Here is a 17,979-nt window from a genome sequence, read left to right as displayed (position 1 = left end):
CTGCCACCTCGGGTGCACACTGGAAGCATGCTGAAGAACGTGGCGGCCGTCCTCCTCGACGGCGTACATCCCTTCGAACTCGGCGTCGTCTGCGAGGTGTTCGGCCTCGACCGCAGCGACGAGGGGCTGCCGGCGTACGACTTCGCGGTGGTCTCGGCGGAGGGCCCGGTCCTGGGCACCCATGTCGGCGGGCTCACCGTGTCCACGCCGTACGGCCTGGACCGGCTGGAGGAGGCCGATCTGATCGCCGTACCGGCCTCGGACGCGAACGTCGAGCGGGACTATCCGCCCGCGCTGCTCGACGCCCTGCGCCGGGCGGTGGACCGGGGCGCCCGGGTGCTCAGCGTCTGCTCGGGCGTCTTCGTACTGGGCGCCGCGGGGCTGCTCGACGGGCGGCGCTGCGCGGCGCACTGGCGGCACGCGGACCTGCTGGCCCGCCGGTACCCCCGGACCGCCGTCGAACCGGACGTCCTCTACGTCGACGAGGACCCGGTCATCACCTCCGCCGGCACGGCCGCGGGGATCGATGCCTGTCTGCACATCGTGCGCAAGGAGCAGGGGCCCGAGGTGGCCAACGGCATCGCCCGGCGGATGGTCGTACCGCCGCACCGGGACGGCGGCCAGGCGCAGTACATCGCCCGCCCGCTGCCCGCGTCGTCGTGCGACACGATCGGCCCGCTGCTGGCGTGGATGGACGAGCACCTCGACCAGGAGGTCACGGTCGAGCAGCTCGCCGCCCGCGCCCACATGGCCCCGCGGACCTTCGCCCGCCGTTTCCAGCAGGAGACGGGCACCACCCCCTACCGGTGGCTCCTGCGCCAGCGCGTCCTGCTGGCACAGCAGCTGCTGGAGGCGACGGACGAGACGATGGACGCGATCGCCTGGCGCACCGGCTTCGGCACGGCGGGCGCCCTGCGCCATCAGTTCGTGCGGGCCCTGGGGACGACCCCGAACGCCTACCGGCGCGCGTTCCGGGGTCCGCAGGCCGCCTGACCCGCACGTCGTGTCTCACCCCGCGCTCACCCGGGTATCGCCCGCAGCCTCAGCCGGCGCGGCCGCAGGGTGATACCGATACGGGTCCTGGGGTCGGAGCCCTCCGCCGGCTCGAAGCGGAACGCGGTCGCGACGACCGCGGTGATCAGCGTCAGCTCGGCCATCGAGAAGTGGTCGCTCGGGCACTTCCGGTTGCCGACGCTGAACGGGGCCATCGCGTACTTCGGCACCTCCTTGGCCCGTTCCGGGAGCCAGCGGTCGGGATCGAACTCGCCGTGGCGCCGGTAGGACCGCGGATCGCGCTGGATCGCGTACGGGCTGTACACGATGTCCGCACCGGCGGGAATGCGGTATCCGCCGAGGTTCGTGTCGGTCACCGCCCGCCGCGTCAATATCCATACGGCGGGGTGCAGACGCATGGTCTCGACGACGACATTCGCGGTGTGCGTGAGCTTTCGGACGTCGCCGAATGCGACGGTCCGGTCACCGACCACGCTTTTCACCTCGGCGCGGATCTTGTCCACCTGATCCGGGTGCTCCGCGAGGACGAGGAGCAGCGACATGACCAGGGATCCGACGGTTTCGCTGCCGGGGGTGAGTATCGCGATGACCTGGTCGTGGATCTCCTGCTCCCCGATCGGGTCCCCATTCTCGTCCTTCGCCTCCAGCAAAGCCGTCAGCAAATCGTCCGGCTTTTGACTGGATGCCCGGCGGTCGGCGACGATCTCGTCCACCAGGCGATGCAGATCGGCCAGCGCCCGGTTGAATTCGCGGTTGGCCGGAATCGGTACCCGATAAAGGGGTCCGAGGGGCACGACCATGCGTTGGTACATACCGGCGAACAGGGTGGCGAGCGCGGAGGTGATGTGCTCGGCCCGCTCGTCCATGTAGCTGCCGCGCATGAGACAGCGGGCGGAGATGCGCACGGCGACCCGGAAGGACTCCGCCGTGATGTCGAGGGTCTCGCCGGCCTTCCAGCGGTCGACGAGCGCGTACACCTCCTCCTCCATGATCGGGCCGTAGGACGCGATGTGGTCGAGCCGGAACGCGGGCTGGATGGTGCGTCGCTGCCTGCGGTGGAGCGGGCCGTTGGCGGTGGCCACGCCCTCCTTGCCGAGCAGGTCCTCCAGGGACTCCCAGAGGGGGCCGGAGATGATGTAGTCCGGGCTGAGGGCGAGCGCCCCGGTGAGGTCGGGCGCGGTGACGGCGTACACCGTCTTGGGGCCGAGCCTGAGGCGGACGATGTCGCCGTGGTCGCGCAGCCGGGCCAGGAAGGCCAGCGGGTCACGGGCCAGCCTCCAGCCGTGGCCCAGCAGCGGGACGCCGCCACCGGCCAGGGGTGGCTCACGCAGCTCGGGTGGTTCGGACGTGACGGGTTTCACCGACTCGACGGTCATTTCTCACCTGCCGCTTCGTTGTTGACGTACGGGGGCGTGGACCGGTCGTCCCAGCTGTCGACCATGTATCGGCCGGACTCGTGGTGGAACCAGTAGACGGAACTGAACCAGTTCCGCATATTGGCGAGGCAGGTCCGTACGGCGGCGCCGAGTTCCTTTCCGTGGACCGTCCCGTCATCGAGGCGGTCGGCGAGCCGTAAGACGTCCTGCTCGACGACGAGGAATTCTGATATGCATTCCTCGACGCGCCGTCGGAGTTCTTCAACTGCTTCTTCCAGAGTCAGTCCCTCATGGGTGATGAGACTGATTCCGAGATTGTGCACCTCATCGCCCGCTATTTCTTTGGGGAGCGAGCAGAGATCGTTGTACCAGGCGGCGAATTCCTGACTCAGTACGGCCGCGCGCCGATAGGCCGGATGTTTCCGCACCGGATCCGGGAGTTCACATCCCGCGCTCGGTTCGAGCAGGTCCGTCCAGATCCAGTGCGCAAAGGTGAGCCGCCGCAGTGCAAGATATTCGTCGACCCCGGGGACGCGCCCTTCCAGGCGATTGCGGAATTCCCGGTCGTACGCCTCGATCACGGCGTGGAAGTGCCGGGTGAAGCGCGCGCCCCAGGTGCCGGGAAGGAACGAGAACAGCCGGCCCGCGCTGTCCGCGAGCCCGGCCACCAGCGGATCCCGGTGGTGGAGGTGCTCCGCCGGGGCGTCCAGCGCCGCGTGCAACCGGAACCTAAGCTGCCGCCAGGCCTTGACCCGGCCGTGGACGACGTCCCGGTCGTGCCGGTCGTCCCAGACGAAGAACCATGCGCTGTAGTCGGCTATGGCCTGGAGCACCTCGTCGGGTGCGCCGAGGTAGTAGCCCGCCATCAGGTCCGTGTAGCACAGGCCGTCGGCATATTCTGCGACCTTGTCCGGCGGCATCAACCTTTTTTCCAGCAGCCAGGAGCGGGTCTTCTCCTGCAACTGCGGCCAATACGGATGCAGCCGCCGGGGAAACACCGCCTCGATGACCGGAAGAGAGAGCGAGGGCGGGACCGCGGGCGCGGCCGCCGTCGCCGTGGTGCTGTATGTGGTGCTGTATGGGAAAGCTGGCACGAACAACCCCTCTCAGCCGCCAGTGGGCACACGCCCCTCCCGCCGTGCCGGGCGCGCACCGTTGCGTATCCCCGCCCTTCCCATTCAGCACTACAACTGACCGTTCTGGGAACGGATTTGCTGCATTCACTACACCAACATGCTGAGAATCCACCCCTGTGTGACTGGTTATGGATCAGCGGATGTGCGTAAGCGATCGAACATGCGACGGACATACGAACGACGCCTGACCGGGAGTGTTCCCGGCCAGGCGTCGTGATCTCCGCGTATGCGCTCAGTCGTTGGCGACCACGGCGTAGCGGGGCTCGTTCTCGGCCATCTGGCGCAGCGCGTCCTTGCGTTCGCGCTTGGACAGCCGGTCGATGTAGAGGTATCCGTACAGGTGATCGGTCTCGTGCTGCAAACACCGAGCGAAGTACCCGGTGCCACGCACCTTGATCGGGTTGCCCTTCTCGTCCTGACCGGTCACCTCGGCGTAGTCCGGTCGGGCCAGCGGCGCGTAGGCGGTGGGCACCGAGAGGCAGCCCTCGTTGCTGTCGTCCAGCCGGCGCCGCTCGGCGGGCAGTTCGACCAGCTTGGGGTTGCAGACGACACCGGTGTGCCGCACGCCCTCGTCGTCGGGGCAGTCGTAGACGAAGACCTTCAGGTCGACACCGATCTGGTTGGCGGCCAGGCCCACGCCCTCGGCGGTGTGCTGGCTGGCGAACATGTCGTCCACCAGCTTCAGCAGCTCGTCGCCGAACTCGGTGACGTCCTTGCACTCCTTGTGCAGCACCGGGTTCCCGACGACGGTGATCGGCCGCGAGGTGCCGCGCTCGCGGTACGCCAGCTCCCGCTCCTCCGCCTGCTCGGTGTCGATGACGAAGCCCTCGTCGTCCACGGGGAGCACGCCCGCGTGCTGCTGATCGGTGTCCTGCTGCGCCATGACCGACGTATGCCTTCCTAGAAAAACAAGGGGGGTGTAATGCTCGATACAGGGTACGGGGACGCGCCCTCACGGGGCGCGGGGCTGTGTCTCCCGTGCGGCTGCGCCGCGGGGCGCGACCGGCCACGACAGGCCCGCGGACGACGGACTGCCTCAGCAGACCTCTTCCAGATCGCGCCAGTCACGGGAATCCGGGCTGTCGGCGACCCAGCCGTCCAGCAGGCCTCTGACCAGCGATGCCGGCGCGGCCACCCCGCACTCCCGCTCCGGCACCCACAGCTGCCCGTCGGTGCGATGCCCGAGCGGTCCGGGGTGCCCCGGCTCGCTGTGGTCGTGGGGATCGAGATGCTCCCCGTCGCCCTCGTCCGACGGCATCCGCGACTCCGAGCACATCCGGCACAGCAGCCGCACGGACGACGACCAGTCCTCCGCGGCGAACCCCGCGTCGGCGGCCAGCTGCTCCAGGGCGTCCCGGTCCGCCTCACCGGCCGCCTCCAGCAGCACCACCCAGGTGGGGACCGGCGACGGCGCCCACAGCTCGATCTCGTCGAAGACGGGGTACGCGTGCCCGGAGGACGTGGTCCGCTCCCCGTGCGGGACGCCGTCGTGCAGCACGACCTCGCCCCAGCGCCGCCCGGACGACGGCAGCGGGATCGACAGCACCTCGATGCGCGCGGGGTCCAGCCGCCGCCCCCACACCACCTCGGCCTCCCCCTCGGGCGACAGCCGGACGGCGGCGCTGCCCAGCTCCATGCCGAGGGGCTCGCCGGAGCCGGTCACACTGCCGGGGACGTGCAGTCCGTACGCCTGCCAGGCGCGGCGGGCCAGCGGCCAGTCCTGGAGCGCGGTGGCGGCGATGCCGACGTTCCACCAGTCGGGGGCGCCGGTCTCGCGGTCGAGCAGGGCCACGGCCCGCAGCCCGGCGGTACGGGCCTGCTCCCAGTCGTGCCGGAACTTGTGCAGCAGGGCGAGGTTGAACCAGGACTCGGACAGCCAGGGTTCCAGGTCGGCGGCACGTGTCAGCAGCGCCCCCGCGTCCTCGTAGCGTCCGTCGCCGATCAGCGTGAACGCGCGGTCGGTGGCCTGCCGCCAGGAGGCGGAGGGCCGGTGCCGTCCCTTGCCGAAGATCCTCACGATTCCCGCCTGCCAGTTCCGTGGTGTGGGCTGGCCAGTGCCCCCGGACACTCTCTCCCTCGCATCCAACCACGTGTGGCTGGAGGGCCGCTCATTACCCATGGGTTACCCAGCCCTGGGCAGGGTCAGACAGTCCCGCCCGACGCCCGCCGGCGGCCTGCCCGGGACTCCCCCAGGGCTGAACGCCCGGGGGCACCCCCGGCGCGCCGCCCCCTTGATCCCCGAGCACCCTGGCCAGCGCCTCCACGACCTCCGGCGCGTACTCCCCGCCGGTGCCCAGCCGCAGCTCCTCCAGGGCGGTGAGCGGCCCACCGGGGCCGGCGTCGCGCACCTTCTCCTCGTAGGCGTTCACCACCCGGACTATGCGGGCGGCCGCCGGCTGCTCGAGGTAGGGGTCGGCCTGCCGCTCGACGACCGCGGCGACCTGGGCGCTCGCCCCGGTCTGGCGGACGACGGCCCCGCCCAGCAGGGCGATCCGCCGCTGCTCGGCCGCGGGCAGGTCCGCGGTGGCGCCGGCCGGGACCGGGTCGACGAGGCTGAGCTGGCCGATGTCGTGCATGAGGGACGCGTACTCCAGGACGGTCAGCTCGGCCTCCGGAAGCCCCAGGTCACGGCCCACGGCCTGGCCGAGCGCGGCGACCCGGTGGGCGTGTCCGGCCGGCGTGTACCCGGCGATCTCGGTGGCGCGGGCGAGGGAGGCGATGGTCTGCCGGTAGGTCGCGCGCACGGCGGCGCACCGGCGCAGGGACAGCTGGGTGAGCAGCAGCGGCACCGAGAACACGGGCAGCGCCCACAGGCCGACGACGGCCACCGCGAGCGCCATCACCGCGCCCGTCGCGCACACCGCCGACCCGATGCCGGGCACGGCCCGCAGCTCGTCCCGCAGCAGCGGCCCGAACGGCCAGCCGGTGCGGGAGTGGGCCAGCGCGGCGGCGACCACGGCGTCGCAGAGCACGGTCATGACGAGCAGCGCGAGCAGCAGCAGCGCGTACGCCGGGCCGCTCCAGCCGTCGAAGAAGCCGCGGTGGTAGAGCGGCTGGAAGCACACGGCGGTGAAGCCGGCGGCCAGGACCCGCCGGACCAGGTGGTCGAGGACCGGTCCCTGCCCCCGGGCCACGTGCGGCACGCTGCCCAGCAGCGCGGCGGCCGCCACGACCGACACCACCTGGGCGACCCCGTGGTGCGTGGGCTGACCCGCGTGCTCCCCGACCAGCGCGTACGACAGGGCCCCGGCGGCGCCGAGCGGCGCGGCCTCGCGCGGCCCGGGTCCGCCGCTCCAGCGGATCAGCTCGCCGACGGCCACCAGGACACCGAAGGCGAGGGCGGTCGGCCGTGCCTCGACGCCCGTGCGCAGGGTGGCGAGGAGGGAGAGGGCGGCGAGGAGCGCGGCGGCGGCGCGCAGGACGAGGAGGGGACGGCGTGAGGTCATCGGCGTACCTCGGGGCGCTGCCGGGCGGACGGCTGCGGGGGAAGGGCGGGCGAGGGCTCGTCGGCGGTGACCACGGGATGCCAGCCGTCGCGGTCGATCACCCGTACCAGGGCCGTCACCATCCGCGGGTCGAAGTGGGTCCCGGCGCACCGCCGCAGTTCCTCCAGTGCCGTGTCCACCGGCCTTGCCCGGCTGTAGCTCCGGTTGGAGGTCATCGCGTCGAAGGCGTCCGCGACGGCCACCACCCGTGCGGACTCCGGGATCTGACGGCCGACCAGTCCATACGGGTAACCGCTGCCGTCGATCCGTTCGTGGTGGTGGAGGATCGCCGAGCGGGCCTCGCCGAGGAAGGAGATGCCCCGGGTGATCTCGTGGCCGTACTCGGGGTGCAGCTCGATCACCCGCCGTTCCTCGGGGGTCAGCGGCCCGTCCTTGCGGAGCAGCCGGGTGGGGACGCCGAGCTTGCCGACGTCGTGCAGGATCCCGGCGAACCGGAGGACCTCGATCCGCCCCTCGTCCATACCGAGTTCGCGCGCGATCATCATCGAGGCCTGGCCGACCCGCTCACTGTGCCCGCGGGTGTACCCGTCCTTGATGTCGACGGCCTGCACCAGCGCCCGGATGGTCGCCCGGTGCGCGGCCCGCTCCCGGTGGTACTGGGCGAACACCCACCAGGAGACGCCCACCGGGAACAGCACGAGCAGCGCGGAGACCGGTCCGTAGGGGCTGCGCCACAGCACGGCCGTCATCAGCCCGGCGAGCCCGTGCACGGCGAGGGGGGCGAGGGAGCGCACGAACAGCCCCCGGCAGACCCGGCGCAGCGGCAGGCCCTCGGCGAGCGCGAGCATCCCGCCGTCCAGCAGGACGAGCACCGCGCAGAAGACGAGGACGGCCGCGCCGGCCGGCAGCAGCGCGTACGGCAGCGCGGCGCCGAGCATGGCGTCCGGCCCGCCCAGCGCTCCGTGCGCCCGCGCGGCGGCCCACACCGCGAGCGAGGACTGGGCCGCGCGCCAGATCCGGCGCAGCAGAACGGGGCCCTGCTCGACGTGCGAGAACAGGGCCCCGGGGAGGGGGACGAGCGCGGCGGCGGGTGGCGGCAGCAGAAAGGCGCCGGCGAGCAGCACGGTCGAGAAGGTGCCCGCGAACCGGCGCCGGGCGATCTGCTCGCCCCCCGCGTACAGGGCGGCGAGCAGCCCGACGGTCCACCAGGGCGTGCGTACGGTGGTGAGCGGGGCGAGACAGACCAGGGCGCCGAGGGCGGCACAGGCGACATGGACACGCGCCCGTACCGGAACTCCCTGCATGTCCGCTCCGCCTCCCCCAGCTGTGCCTGTCCGGGCTCAGGAGCCTAGGACGGCCGGGGGTGGTCGGGCGGGCGTATCACCCGCCGATTAGCACATTCGAGTGACCCGCGGGCGATTCAGGGCCGCCGCGGCCGCACGGCTGCCCGCGCCTGGGGCACCTGTGCGGGTGCGGCGGTGGGCAGCGGCGATGGCGGCGGGTGCCTCAGGACTCCTGGGGAGTCACGGGGGCGGCCGTCACCTCGTGCTCGGGCACGGCCTGGCCGGAGCGGATCAGGTCGAGCCGGCCGAGAACCTTGGCGCGCAGGTCGGTGGGCACGTCGTCATGCCCGCAGCACCGCTTGACCAGCTTCTTCACAGCCTCCTCCAGCCCGTACTTCTCCAGGCAGGGCGAGCACTCCTCGAAGTGGTGCTGGAACTTGTCCCGGTCGAGCGGGGGCATCTCACTGTCGAGGTACTCGTACAGGTGGTCGAGGACCTCACTGCAGTCCGTCTCGTGCGGATCTCCGCAGCTCATGAGCCCGAACCTTTCGCTTCGTTCGACTCTCCGGCGCCGGCCGGGACCAGCCCGCGCTCACGGGCGTAGTCCTCGAGCATGCCGCGCAGTTGACGGCGGCCCCGGTGCAGCCGGGACATCACCGTACCGATGGGTGTCCCCATGATGTCGGCGATCTCCTTGTACGCAAAGCCCTCGACATCCGCGAGATACACGGCGATGCGGAACTCTTCGGGGATCGCCTGAAGTGCTTCCTTCACGTCCGAATCGGGCAGGTGGTCCAGCGCCTGCGACTCGGCGGAGCGCAGACCGGTCGACATGTGCGACTCGGCACGGGCCAGCTGCCAGTCCTCGATCTCCTCGGCCGCACTGCGCTGGGGCTCGCGCTGCTTCTTGCGGTACGAGTTGATGAAGGTGTTGGTGAGGATCCGGTACAGCCAGGCCTTGAGGTTGGTGCCCTCGCGGAACTGGTGGAAGGACGCGTACGCCTTGGCGTACGTCTCCTGCACCAGGTCCTCCGCGTCCGCCGGGTTGCGCGTCATGCGCAGCGCGGCCGAATACATCTGGTCGAGGAACTCCAGCGCGTCCCGCTCGAAGCGCGCACTGCGCTCCGCGGTCGACTCCGTGCCCGTCGCCGCGTCCGTGCCCTGGCCCTCGGGCAGCTCCGCCTGGCCGTTGTCGGTCCCTGCGTCGGTACCGGTGACCGGACCCACCTCCTCAAGATTGCGGGCGAGACCGAAACCGATCCCACTCGAATCGGAGGATAGACGACTGCCCGTGCCCGCCGCCCCTCGAATAGGCGCGGTCGTGGCCGCGTGCAGCACCGTCCAGTCCAGGTCGGTGCGGCTGCTGCGGCCCGGGCAGATGGTCGAACCCATGCGGCGGACTTCCTCTCCCACGACGTCGGTGCTGCGTGTTCAGCACTGTGTCCACTCAACAGGGAGGGGCCCCACAACATTCCCTGCCCTTTACCCGAGTGACTCGGCCCACTTCACGACGGCGGACGAGACGATCTCCAGCGCCTGCTCCTGGCTGATCGCGGCCCGCTTGGGCACCGCGAGGCCGTGGTCGCCGTACGGCACCTCGGTCAACTCGTAGGCGCCCTCGGGGAACTCGCCGGGCCGGCCGAAGGCGTCGTTCCCGCCCTGGACGACGAGCGTGGGCACCCCGGCGCCGAGCAGTTCGGCGGCCCGGGACTTCTCGGGGCGCCCCGGCGGGTGCAGCGGGAAGCCGAGCGCGAGGACGGCGTGCGCGCCGAGTTCGCCGGCGGTACGACAGGCCACCCTGGCCCCGGCCGACCGTCCGCCCGAGATCACCGGCAGCCCGGGCCCGGCGACGGCCGGCCAGATCCCGCGCCAGCCGACGTCCAGCGTCCTGGGCGCGGGCGCCACCTTCTTGCCCGCCACCCGCCAGGGCTGTTCGACGAGGGCGACGGTGATGCCGTGGGCCGGGAGGACCCGGGCCAGCGTCTGGAGGTCGCGGGCCTCGATGCCGCCGCCGGCGCCGTGGCCGGCGGCGAGGACGAGCCGCGGCTCGGCGGCGGGATGCCAGGTGACACGGGCGTCGCCCGCGTCGGTGGACACGATCTGTGAGGTCACGGTGGTCACGTCAGAAGAGTGTGCCCTCCTCCGGCCCCTCCAGCTCCTTCAGCAGCTCCGGGCCGTTGTTGCGGACGTTGCTGACGGCCGTGGACACGGGGTAGGCGCGCATCAGGCCGGCCGGCGGCGCATCGAGGAGGGAGCGCAGCTCGTCGAGGTCGGTGCGGGCCGGGTCCAGCCAGGCGTCCCAGCGGTCCGGGGTCAGCATCAGCGGCATCCGGGGATGGATGTCGGCGAGCGCGTGCGGGCCGTCGGCGGGGGCCACGGCGAGCGGGGTCGTCTCCGCCTCGGTGGTGATCACCGAGCAGGTGACCCACCAGGCCCGCGGGTGGTCGTCGGGCAGGGTCCCGTCCCGCCAGAACTCGTACAGCCCGGCCATCGCGAAGACCGAACCGTCGGCCGGGAGCACGAAGTACGGCTGCTTGCGGGCCCGCTTCTTCTTCCCCTCGACCTCCAGTTCGCGCTCGTCCCTGGCCGTGACCCACTCGTAGTAGCCGTCGGCGGGCAGGATGCAGCGCCGGGCGGCGAAGGCGCGGCGGTACGACGGCTTCTCGTGGACGGTCTCCGCGCGCGCGTTGATCATCCGGGCGCCGCCCTCGGGCGACTTGGCCCAGGACGGCACGAGCCCCCACTTCAGCGCGCGCAGCTGGCGAACCGGACGCCGGTCGTCGGCGTCTTTCACCGGACGGTCGAGAACGGCGTAGACCTCCTTGGTCGGCGCCACGTTGAAGTCGGGTGCCAGGGTCTCCTCCGGCTCCCACTTCTCGATTTCAAAGATTCCTGCGAGATCCTCGGGCCTGCGACTCGCTGCATACCGTCCGCACATGCGTGCCACACTGCCAGGCCCACCCGTCACCCGACCACCGTCCCCCGAAACACGGCGCTCCGCGCCGGCCCCGTTGATTCCACGTTGATCCACGAGAGGGAGCCACCGCCGAACATGGAGAGCACCGCCGCCATAGCGCTGCCCGACCTGTGGGACCGTCTCGTCGGCACCCAGCCCGACCCCGACCTGTGGGTGGTGATCGCCACCGCGGTCGTCGCACTCGCCGTCGTGGTCCCGCACCACCTGTGGCGGCTGTCCCGCAACGCCATCACCATCGCGCACGAGGGCGGCCACGGCCTGGTCGCGCTGCTGACCGGACGCCGGCTCACCGGCATCCGGCTGCACTCCGACACCAGCGGTCTGACCGTCAGCCGCGGCAAGCCGCACGGCCTCGGCATGATCCTCACGGCGGCGGCCGGCTACACCGCTCCCCCGCTGCTCGGCCTGGGCGGCGCGGCCCTGCTCGGCGCCGGCCGCATCACCCTGCTGCTGTGGCTGGCCACGGCGCTGCTGGTGGCGATGCTGGTGATGATCCGCAACGCGTACGGGGCGCTGACCGTCGTCCTCACCGGGGGCACGTTCCTGCTGGTGTCGTGGCTGGCCGGTCCCCAGGTCCAGGCGGCGTTCGCGTACGTGGTCGTCTGGTTCCTGCTGCTGGGCGGGGTGCGGCCGGCGTTCGAACTCCAGGTGAAGCGGACCCGCGGCGGGGCGGGCGACTCGGACGCCGACCAGCTGTCGCGTCTGACGCATGTCCCGGCGGCGCTGTGGCTGTTCCTGTTCCACGCGGTGAGCCTGTGCTCGCTGATGGGCGGGGGGCGCTGGCTGCTCGGGCTGTGAGCGCCCCGGGTCCCGGTGGACGCGACCGGGGCCCACGGCGCCGCACCCCGAATGTCCCCCTCCGACTAAAGTGAACGCATGCCCGTGAACCCGGCCCACACCGCCCTCTGGCCCGCCCCCACCGTGAGCGAGGCCGTCGACGCGACGGTCCACGTGCCGGGGTCGAAGTCGGTCACCAACCGCGCCCTCGTCCTCGCCGCCCTCGCCTCCGAACCCGGCTGGCTGCGGCGCCCCCTCCGCTCCCGCGACACCCTGCTGATGGCGGAGGCCCTGCGCGCGATGGGCATCGGCATCGAGGAGGGCGTGGGCCCGGACGGCACCGGCGAGGCCTGGCGGGTCCTGCCGGCGGGGCTGCACGGCCCGGCCACGGTCGACGTCGGCAACGCGGGCACGGTCATGCGGTTCCTCCCGCCGGTCGCCGCGCTCGCCGACGGCCCGGTCCGTTTCGACGGCGATCCGCGCTCGTACGAGCGTCCCCTGCACGGCGTCATCGACGCGCTGCGCGTCCTCGGTGCCCGGATCGACGACGACGGCCGGGGCGCGCTGCCCCTCACCGTGCACGGCTCGGGCGCGCTGGACGGCGGGCCGGTGGAGATCGACGCCTCGTCGTCGTCCCAGTTCGTGTCGGCGCTGCTGCTGTCGGGGCCGCGCTTCAACCAGGGCGTGGAGGTCCGCCACACCGGCGCCACGCTCCCCTCCGTGCCGCACATCCGGATGACCGTCGACATGCTGCGCGCGGTCGGCGCCCAGGTGGACACCCCGGAGTCGGGCGGTGAGCCGAACGTCTGGCGGGTCACGCCGGGCGCGCTGCTGGGCCGGGACCTGACCGTCGAGCCCGACCTGTCGAACGCCCAGCCGTTCCTGGCGGCGGCGCTGGTGACGGGCGGCCGGGTGACCGTGCCCGACTGGCCGGCGCGCACCACGCAGCCCGGTGACCGGCTGCGCGAGATCTTCACCGAGATGGGCGGCTCCTGCGAGCTGACCGACTACGGGCTGGTGTTCACCGGGTCGGGCTCGGTCCACGGGGTGGACGTCGACCTGAGCGACGTGGGCGAGCTGACCCCGGGCATCGCGGCCGTCGCCGCCCTCGCGGACTCGCCCTCCACCCTGCGGGGCGTGGCGCACCTGCGCCTGCACGAGACGGACCGGCTGGCGGCGCTGACCAAGGAGATCAACGAGCTGGGCGGGGACGTCACGGAGACGGCCGACGGCCTGCACATCCGTCCGCGCCGGCTGCACGGCGGGATCTTCCACACCTACGACGACCACCGCATGGCCACCGCCGGTGCGATCATCGGCCTGGCCGTGGAGGGCGTACAGATCGAGAACGTGGCGACGACGGCGAAGACGCTGCCGGACTTTCCCGAGCTGTGGACCGGGATGCTCGGGATCTAGGGACTATCGCCATGCGCCGCTACGGCAAGCACACCGACGAGGACGACATCCGCAGCCGCCCGAACCGCAAGGGCAACCGGCCTCGTACCCATATCCGCCCCAAGCACGAGGACGCCTGCGAGGGCATGGTCCTCACCGTCGACCGAGGCCGGCTGACCTGCCTCGTCGGCGACCGGATCATCATGGCCATGAAGGCCCGTGAGCTGGGCCGCAAGGCCGCGATCGTGGGCGACCGGGTCGCCCTGGTCGGCGATCTGTCCGGCACGAAGGACACCCTGGCCCGGATCGTCCGCATCGAGGAGCGCACCTCGGTGCTGCGCCGCACCGCGGACGACGACGACCCGTACGAGCGGGTGGTGGTCGCCAACGCCGACCAGCTCGCCGTCGTCACCGCCCTCGCCGACCCCGAGCCGCGCCCGCGCCTGATCGACCGCTGCCTGGTCGCCGCCTACGACGGCGGTCTGACGCCGCTCCTGGTCATGACCAAGTCGGACCTGGCCCCGCCGGACAAGCTCCTGGAGCTGTACGGCGACCTCGACATCCCGTACGTCGTCACGAGCCGCGAGGAGCTGGAGAACGGCGGCGCGGCGGACCGGGTGCGCGCGTTCCTGGCCGGGCGGACCACGGCGTTCGTCGGCCACTCGGGCGTCGGCAAGACGACCCTCGTCAACGCGCTGGTCCCGAAGGACAGACGCCGGGTGACGGGGCACGTCAACGCGGTGACCGGCCGGGGCCGGCACACCACGACCTCGGCGCTCGCCCTGCCCCTCGACGGCACCGACGACTGGGTGATCGACACCCCGGGCGTGCGGTCCTTCGGCCTCGCCCACATCGACCCGTCCCGGGTGATCCACGCCTTCCCCGAGCTGGAGGAGGGCACGGAGGGCTGCCCGCGCGCGTGCAGCCACGACGAGCCGGACTGCGCGCTGGACGCGTGGGTGGCCGCGGGCCACGCGGACCCGGCGCGGCTCTACTCGCTGCGGCGACTGCTGTCCACGCGGGAGCGCACGGAGGGCGACTGACCTCCGCGTTGTTTGTGGGGTGGTGAGCCCGGTAAGTGCATAATCGCACCGAGCCGCACACACGGGAGGACAGCACATGGCGTGGCTGCTGGTCATCGTCGCGGGACTGCTCGAGACCGGCTTCGCCGTCTGCCTGAAGCTCTCGCACGGCTTCACCCGGCTCTGGCCGACCATCGCCTTCTGCATCTTCGCCCTCGGCAGCTTCGGCCTGCTGACCCTCTCCCTGAAGAAACTCGACGTCGGCCCCGCGTACGCCGTGTGGACCGGCATCGGCGCGGCGGGCACCGCGATCTACGGAATGATCTTCCTGGGCGACCTGGTGTCCACCCTGAAGATCGTCTCGATCAGTCTGGTGATCATGGGAGTGATCGGACTCCAGCTGTCGGGGTCGTCGCACTAGGGGGCTTCCGGCGGTCGGGGGGTCTCCGGCGCGGTGGCGGAATTCGGCGCGGTGGTGGGGTTCGGCGCGGTGGTGGGGGTGTACCGGCGTGCCGGCGCGCTGCCGGCGTGCCGGCGCTACTGCCCGTTCTGGCGCGGCAGAGCGCAGCGCAGCAGGTCCGCCACGCCGTCCCGTCCGGGCGGTGGCGCCGCGACGCAGGACAGGGCCAGCCGGACGGTCAGTTCGCAGGAGCGGGCCAGGTCGGCGAGGTCCGCCCGCGCCGCCGCCCCGGGGCCGCCCAGTACGGCCACCGCCCGGTCGCGGACGGCCGCCATGAGGTCCCCGGGGGAGGGCAGCGGGCCGTCCGCCCGCCGTTGCGCCGGGACGGCGGAGGAGGACGGCACCGCGGAGAGCGTCGGGGACGGCAGGCGCTCGCTCCAGCAGCCGGTGAGCATGGCCCGTATCAGCGCGTTGTCACCGGCGGCGGAGACGATCCACTCGGCGGCGGCGGTCAGGCGCGTGCGCACGTCGCCCTGCACGGCCAGGGCGTGCTCGGCCCCGGCGAGATATCCGTCGGCCTCCCGCCGCACCAGCGCCCGGGCGAGGCCCTCCTTGCTGCCGAACTCGTTGTAGAGCGTCTGCCGGGAGACTCCGGCCGTCGCGGCGACGTCCACCATCCGCACCGCGGACCAGGGCCGCTGGGCAAGCGCCGTGAAGGCGGCGTCCAGTAGGGATTCCCGCGCAGCAGGCATCATCGCCTCCCTGGGGCGAGCGGCTTGCTGCCCAGTTTGACGCGGAAGGGGGCACTGTCAAGGGTGCGCGGAGACAGTCGGCCGGGCCCCGCCGTCCGCACCCCGGTCCCCTGTGGCCCCGTCCGACGCCCGCCGGATACCGTTCGTCCCATGCCGGACTACCTCGACGACCTCCGTCTCGCGCACGTCCTCGCGGACACCGCCGACGCCGCGACCATGGACCGCTTCAAGGCCCTCGACCTCAAGGTCGAGACCAAACCGGACATGACTCCGGTGAGCGAGGCCGACAAGGCCGCCGAGGAGCTGATCCGCGGCCAGCTCCAGCGCGCCCGCCCCCGGGACGCGGTCCTCGGCGAGGAGTACGGCCTCGAGGGCACCGGTCCCCGCCGCTGGGTGGTCGACCCGATCGACGGCACCAAGAACTACGTCCGCGGCGTCCCGGTCTGGGCGACCCTCATCTCCCTGATGGAGGCCGGCGAGGGCGGTTACCAGCCCGTCGTCGGCGTGGTCTCCGCCCCGGCCCTGGGCCGCCGCTGGTGGGCCGCGAAGGGCCACGGCGCCTACTCCGGCCGCAGCCTCTCCTCCGCCACCCGGCTGCACGTCTCGGGCGTCTCGCAGCTGTCCGACGCCTCGTTCGCCTACTCCTCGCTCTCCGGCTGGGAGGAGCGCGGCCGGCTGAACGGCTTCCTGGACCTGAGCCGCGAGGTGTGGCGCACGCGCGCGTACGGCGACTTCTGGCCGTACATGATGGTCGCCGAGGGGTCCATCGACTTCTGCGCCGAGCCCGAGCTGTCCCTCTGGGACATGGCGGCCAACGCGATCGTCGTGACGGAGGCCGGCGGTACCTTCACCGGGCTCGACGGCCGCCCGGGCCCGCACAGCGGTGACGCGGCCGCGTCGAACGGGCTGCTCCACGACGAGCTGCTGGGGTATCTCGACGGGCGCCGCTGACCGCCCACAGATGAGCGCGCGCGCCCTCAATTGGCAGCGCGCGCCCTCTTGTTGACCCTCGCTTTACCTGGGACTCTGAGAGCACCGCCACTTGTGAACTTGTGAATCCATGAACTAGCCCTCATGGATCCGTAGGAGGTGCTCCAGCCCATGCTCGTCCGAGACGCCATGAGCACGGTGGTCCTCACCATCGGCCCCGACCACACACTGCGCCAGGCCGCCGCCCTGATGTCCGCACGCCATGTCGGCGCGGCCGTCGTCCTCGACCCGGACGCCGGCGGCACAGGCATCCTCACCGAGCGGGACATCCTCAACTCCGTCGGCCTGGGCCAGGACCCGGACGCCGAGCGGACCCACGCCCACACCACCAACAACGTGGTCTTCGCCGCGCCGACCTGGACCCTGGAGGAGGCGGCCCGCGCCATGGCCCACGGCGGCTTCCGGCACCTGATCGTCCTCGACCGGGGGGAGCCGGCCGGGATCGTCTCGGTCCGCGACATCATCCGCTGCTGGGCGCCGCAGAGGGAGCACGCGCCCGTCTGACACCGGCCCGACAGCTCCGCGAGCACGCACGGACGGGCCGGATCTCCGCACCGGGAGGTCCGGTCCGTCCGCTCACGGCAGGTGGACGACTCCGGGCACACCTTGGCCAGAGCCGCGCGCGATCCTACAATGGACCGAGTCCAAGTCCAGCTCTGATCCAAAGTCACACCCGATCGGAAACTGTTCCCCCTGCTGTTAGGCTGGTGCGCATGAGTGACCTTCTGGAACGCCTGCGCGGACGCGGCTGGCGGATGACCGCGCAGCGACGTGTCGTGGCCGAGGTCCTCGACGGCGATCACGTCCATCTGACGGCCGACGAGGTGCACTCCAGGGCGGTCGCCAAGCTGCCCGAGATCTCCCGCGCGACGGTGTACAACACGCTGGGCGAGCTGGTCTCCCTCGGTGAGGTGCTCGAGGTCGCCACCGACAAGCGCGCCAAGCGGTACGACCCCAACGCGCACCGCCCGCACCACCACCTGGTGTGCGCCCAGTGCGGCGCGATCCGCGACGTCCACCCGACCGGCAACCCGCTGGCCGACCTCCCCGACTCGGAGCGCTTCGGCTTCTCCGTCTCCGGCGTCGAGGTGACGTACCGCGGCACCTGCCCCAACTGCGCGGCGGCGTAACCCTCCCCCTTTCTCCGAAGCCCCGGCCCCTTCGAGGGCGCCGGGGCTTCGTGCTGCACCGGGAGACTCACCACCGGCCGGGCCGAGGCACACATGCACCGAGGGCCGGAACCCTTTCGGATTCCGGCCCTCGGCCTTCAGTAGCGGGGACAGGATTTGAACCTGCGACCTCTGGGTTATGAGCCCAGCGAGCTACCGAGCTGCTCCACCCCGCGTCGATGAATGCAACATTACGTGATGGGGGAGGACGGAGGCAAATCGCTTCCCCGAGGGCCTTCCGC

The 17,979-nt window shown here is 71.9% G+C and carries 19 protein-coding genes and 1 tRNA gene; 8 read left to right on the top strand and 12 right to left on the bottom strand.

What is annotated here, in order from left to right; translation table 11 throughout:
- Positions 1-27 precede the first annotated feature (27 nt).
- Positions 28-993, top strand: a complete 966-nt coding sequence (locus tag IE275_RS06060; protein ID WP_189708325.1) for a helix-turn-helix domain-containing protein — start codon at positions 28-30, stop codon at positions 991-993.
- Between the two features lie 26 nt (positions 994-1,019).
- Here the strand turns inward: IE275_RS06060 and IE275_RS06055 are convergent, their stop codons facing one another.
- From IE275_RS06055 to IE275_RS06010, 10 genes are all read right to left on the bottom strand, one after another.
- The gene (locus IE275_RS06055; RefSeq protein ID WP_189708323.1) at positions 1,020-2,390 is read right to left on the bottom strand and encodes a bifunctional albaflavenone monooxygenase/terpene synthase; all 1,371 of its coding nucleotides are present in this window, start codon (positions 2,388-2,390) and stop codon (positions 1,020-1,022) included.
- Complete coding sequence (gene cyc1, locus IE275_RS06050) at positions 2,387-3,484, bottom strand: epi-isozizaene synthase (RefSeq protein WP_189708316.1); 1,098 nt, start codon at positions 3,482-3,484, stop codon at positions 2,387-2,389. Before cyc1 ends, IE275_RS06055 begins: the two co-directional genes overlap by 4 nt.
- 274 nt (positions 3,485-3,758) lie before the next feature.
- On the bottom strand, positions 3,759-4,409 hold the full coding sequence (gene def / locus IE275_RS06045; RefSeq protein ID WP_189708314.1) for a peptide deformylase: 651 nt from the start codon (positions 4,407-4,409) through the stop codon (positions 3,759-3,761).
- A 153-nt stretch (positions 4,410-4,562) separates the two neighbouring features.
- Positions 4,563-5,543 (bottom strand): tetratricopeptide repeat protein, encoded by a 981-nt coding sequence (locus IE275_RS06040; RefSeq protein WP_189708312.1) that lies wholly within the window; start codon positions 5,541-5,543, stop codon positions 4,563-4,565.
- A 94-nt stretch (positions 5,544-5,637) separates the two neighbouring features.
- Positions 5,638-6,972 (bottom strand): HD-GYP domain-containing protein, encoded by a 1,335-nt coding sequence (locus IE275_RS06035; protein WP_189708310.1) that lies wholly within the window; start codon positions 6,970-6,972, stop codon positions 5,638-5,640.
- Positions 6,969-8,276 (bottom strand): HD-GYP domain-containing protein, encoded by a 1,308-nt coding sequence (locus IE275_RS06030; protein WP_189708308.1) that lies wholly within the window; start codon positions 8,274-8,276, stop codon positions 6,969-6,971. The genes IE275_RS06035 and IE275_RS06030 overlap by 4 nt, the downstream gene beginning before the upstream one ends.
- A 202-nt stretch (positions 8,277-8,478) precedes the next feature.
- On the bottom strand, positions 8,479-8,790 hold the full coding sequence (gene rsrA / locus IE275_RS06025; RefSeq protein WP_189708295.1) for a mycothiol system anti-sigma-R factor: 312 nt from the start codon (positions 8,788-8,790) through the stop codon (positions 8,479-8,481).
- Positions 8,787-9,482, bottom strand: coding sequence for an RNA polymerase sigma factor SigR (gene sigR / locus IE275_RS06020; RefSeq protein WP_189708748.1), 696 nt, complete (start codon positions 9,480-9,482; stop codon positions 8,787-8,789). Before sigR ends, rsrA begins: the two co-directional genes overlap by 4 nt.
- Positions 9,483-9,737: 255 nt before the next feature.
- Positions 9,738-10,376 (bottom strand): alpha/beta hydrolase family protein, encoded by a 639-nt coding sequence (locus IE275_RS06015; RefSeq protein WP_373299176.1) that lies wholly within the window; start codon positions 10,374-10,376, stop codon positions 9,738-9,740.
- 1 nt (position 10,377) lies between these two features.
- On the bottom strand, positions 10,378-11,193 hold the full coding sequence (locus IE275_RS06010) for an SOS response-associated peptidase (RefSeq protein ID WP_189708293.1): 816 nt from the start codon (positions 11,191-11,193) through the stop codon (positions 10,378-10,380).
- A gap of 114 nt (positions 11,194-11,307) precedes the next feature.
- Between IE275_RS06010 and IE275_RS06005 the strand changes: the two genes are divergently transcribed.
- From IE275_RS06005 to IE275_RS05990, 4 genes are all read left to right on the top strand, one after another.
- Positions 11,308-12,030, top strand: a complete 723-nt coding sequence (locus tag IE275_RS06005; RefSeq protein ID WP_189708291.1) for a M50 family metallopeptidase — start codon at positions 11,308-11,310, stop codon at positions 12,028-12,030.
- A gap of 78 nt (positions 12,031-12,108) precedes the next feature.
- On the top strand, positions 12,109-13,425 hold the full coding sequence (aroA, locus tag IE275_RS06000) for a 3-phosphoshikimate 1-carboxyvinyltransferase (protein WP_189708289.1): 1,317 nt from the start codon (positions 12,109-12,111) through the stop codon (positions 13,423-13,425).
- 11 nt (positions 13,426-13,436) lie between these two features.
- Positions 13,437-14,447 carry a ribosome small subunit-dependent GTPase A gene (rsgA, locus tag IE275_RS05995; RefSeq protein WP_189708287.1) on the top strand — a complete coding sequence of 337 codons (1,011 nt, stop codon included), beginning with the start codon at positions 13,437-13,439 and terminating at the stop codon, positions 14,445-14,447.
- Between the two features lie 76 nt (positions 14,448-14,523).
- On the top strand, positions 14,524-14,847 hold the full coding sequence (locus IE275_RS05990; protein ID WP_189708285.1) for a DMT family transporter: 324 nt from the start codon (positions 14,524-14,526) through the stop codon (positions 14,845-14,847).
- A 116-nt stretch (positions 14,848-14,963) separates the two neighbouring features.
- Here IE275_RS05990 and IE275_RS05985 read toward each other — a convergent pair whose 3' ends face one another.
- Positions 14,964-15,578 carry a TetR/AcrR family transcriptional regulator gene (locus IE275_RS05985; RefSeq protein WP_189708283.1) on the bottom strand — a complete coding sequence of 205 codons (615 nt, stop codon included), beginning with the start codon at positions 15,576-15,578 and terminating at the stop codon, positions 14,964-14,966.
- Positions 15,579-15,728: 150 nt separating this feature from the next.
- On the opposite strand from IE275_RS05985, the gene hisN reads away from it, so the two are divergent.
- The 3 genes from hisN (at position 15,729) to IE275_RS05970 (ending at position 17,698) form a co-directional block, all read left to right on the top strand.
- Positions 15,729-16,529 carry a histidinol-phosphatase gene (gene hisN / locus IE275_RS05980; RefSeq protein ID WP_189708281.1) on the top strand — a complete coding sequence of 267 codons (801 nt, stop codon included), beginning with the start codon at positions 15,729-15,731 and terminating at the stop codon, positions 16,527-16,529.
- Positions 16,530-16,679: 150 nt separating this feature from the next.
- Complete coding sequence (locus IE275_RS05975; RefSeq protein WP_189708280.1) at positions 16,680-17,072, top strand: CBS domain-containing protein; 393 nt, start codon at positions 16,680-16,682, stop codon at positions 17,070-17,072.
- A gap of 209 nt (positions 17,073-17,281) precedes the next feature.
- Entirely contained in the window at positions 17,282-17,698 is a 417-nt protein-coding gene (locus IE275_RS05970) for a Fur family transcriptional regulator (protein WP_189708278.1), read from the top strand.
- A gap of 141 nt (positions 17,699-17,839) precedes the next feature.
- Here the strand turns inward: IE275_RS05970 and IE275_RS05965 are convergent.
- Positions 17,840-17,913, bottom strand: a tRNA-Met gene (locus IE275_RS05965).
- Positions 17,914-17,979 lie beyond the last annotated feature (66 nt).

The sequence above is a fragment of the Streptomyces phaeofaciens genome, from assembly GCF_014648915.1.
Classification (GTDB): domain Bacteria; phylum Actinomycetota; class Actinomycetes; order Streptomycetales; family Streptomycetaceae; genus Streptomyces; species Streptomyces phaeofaciens.
The sequence above is the reverse complement of the archived record's forward strand: the minus strand, read 5'-3'. Positions and strand labels throughout refer to the sequence as shown.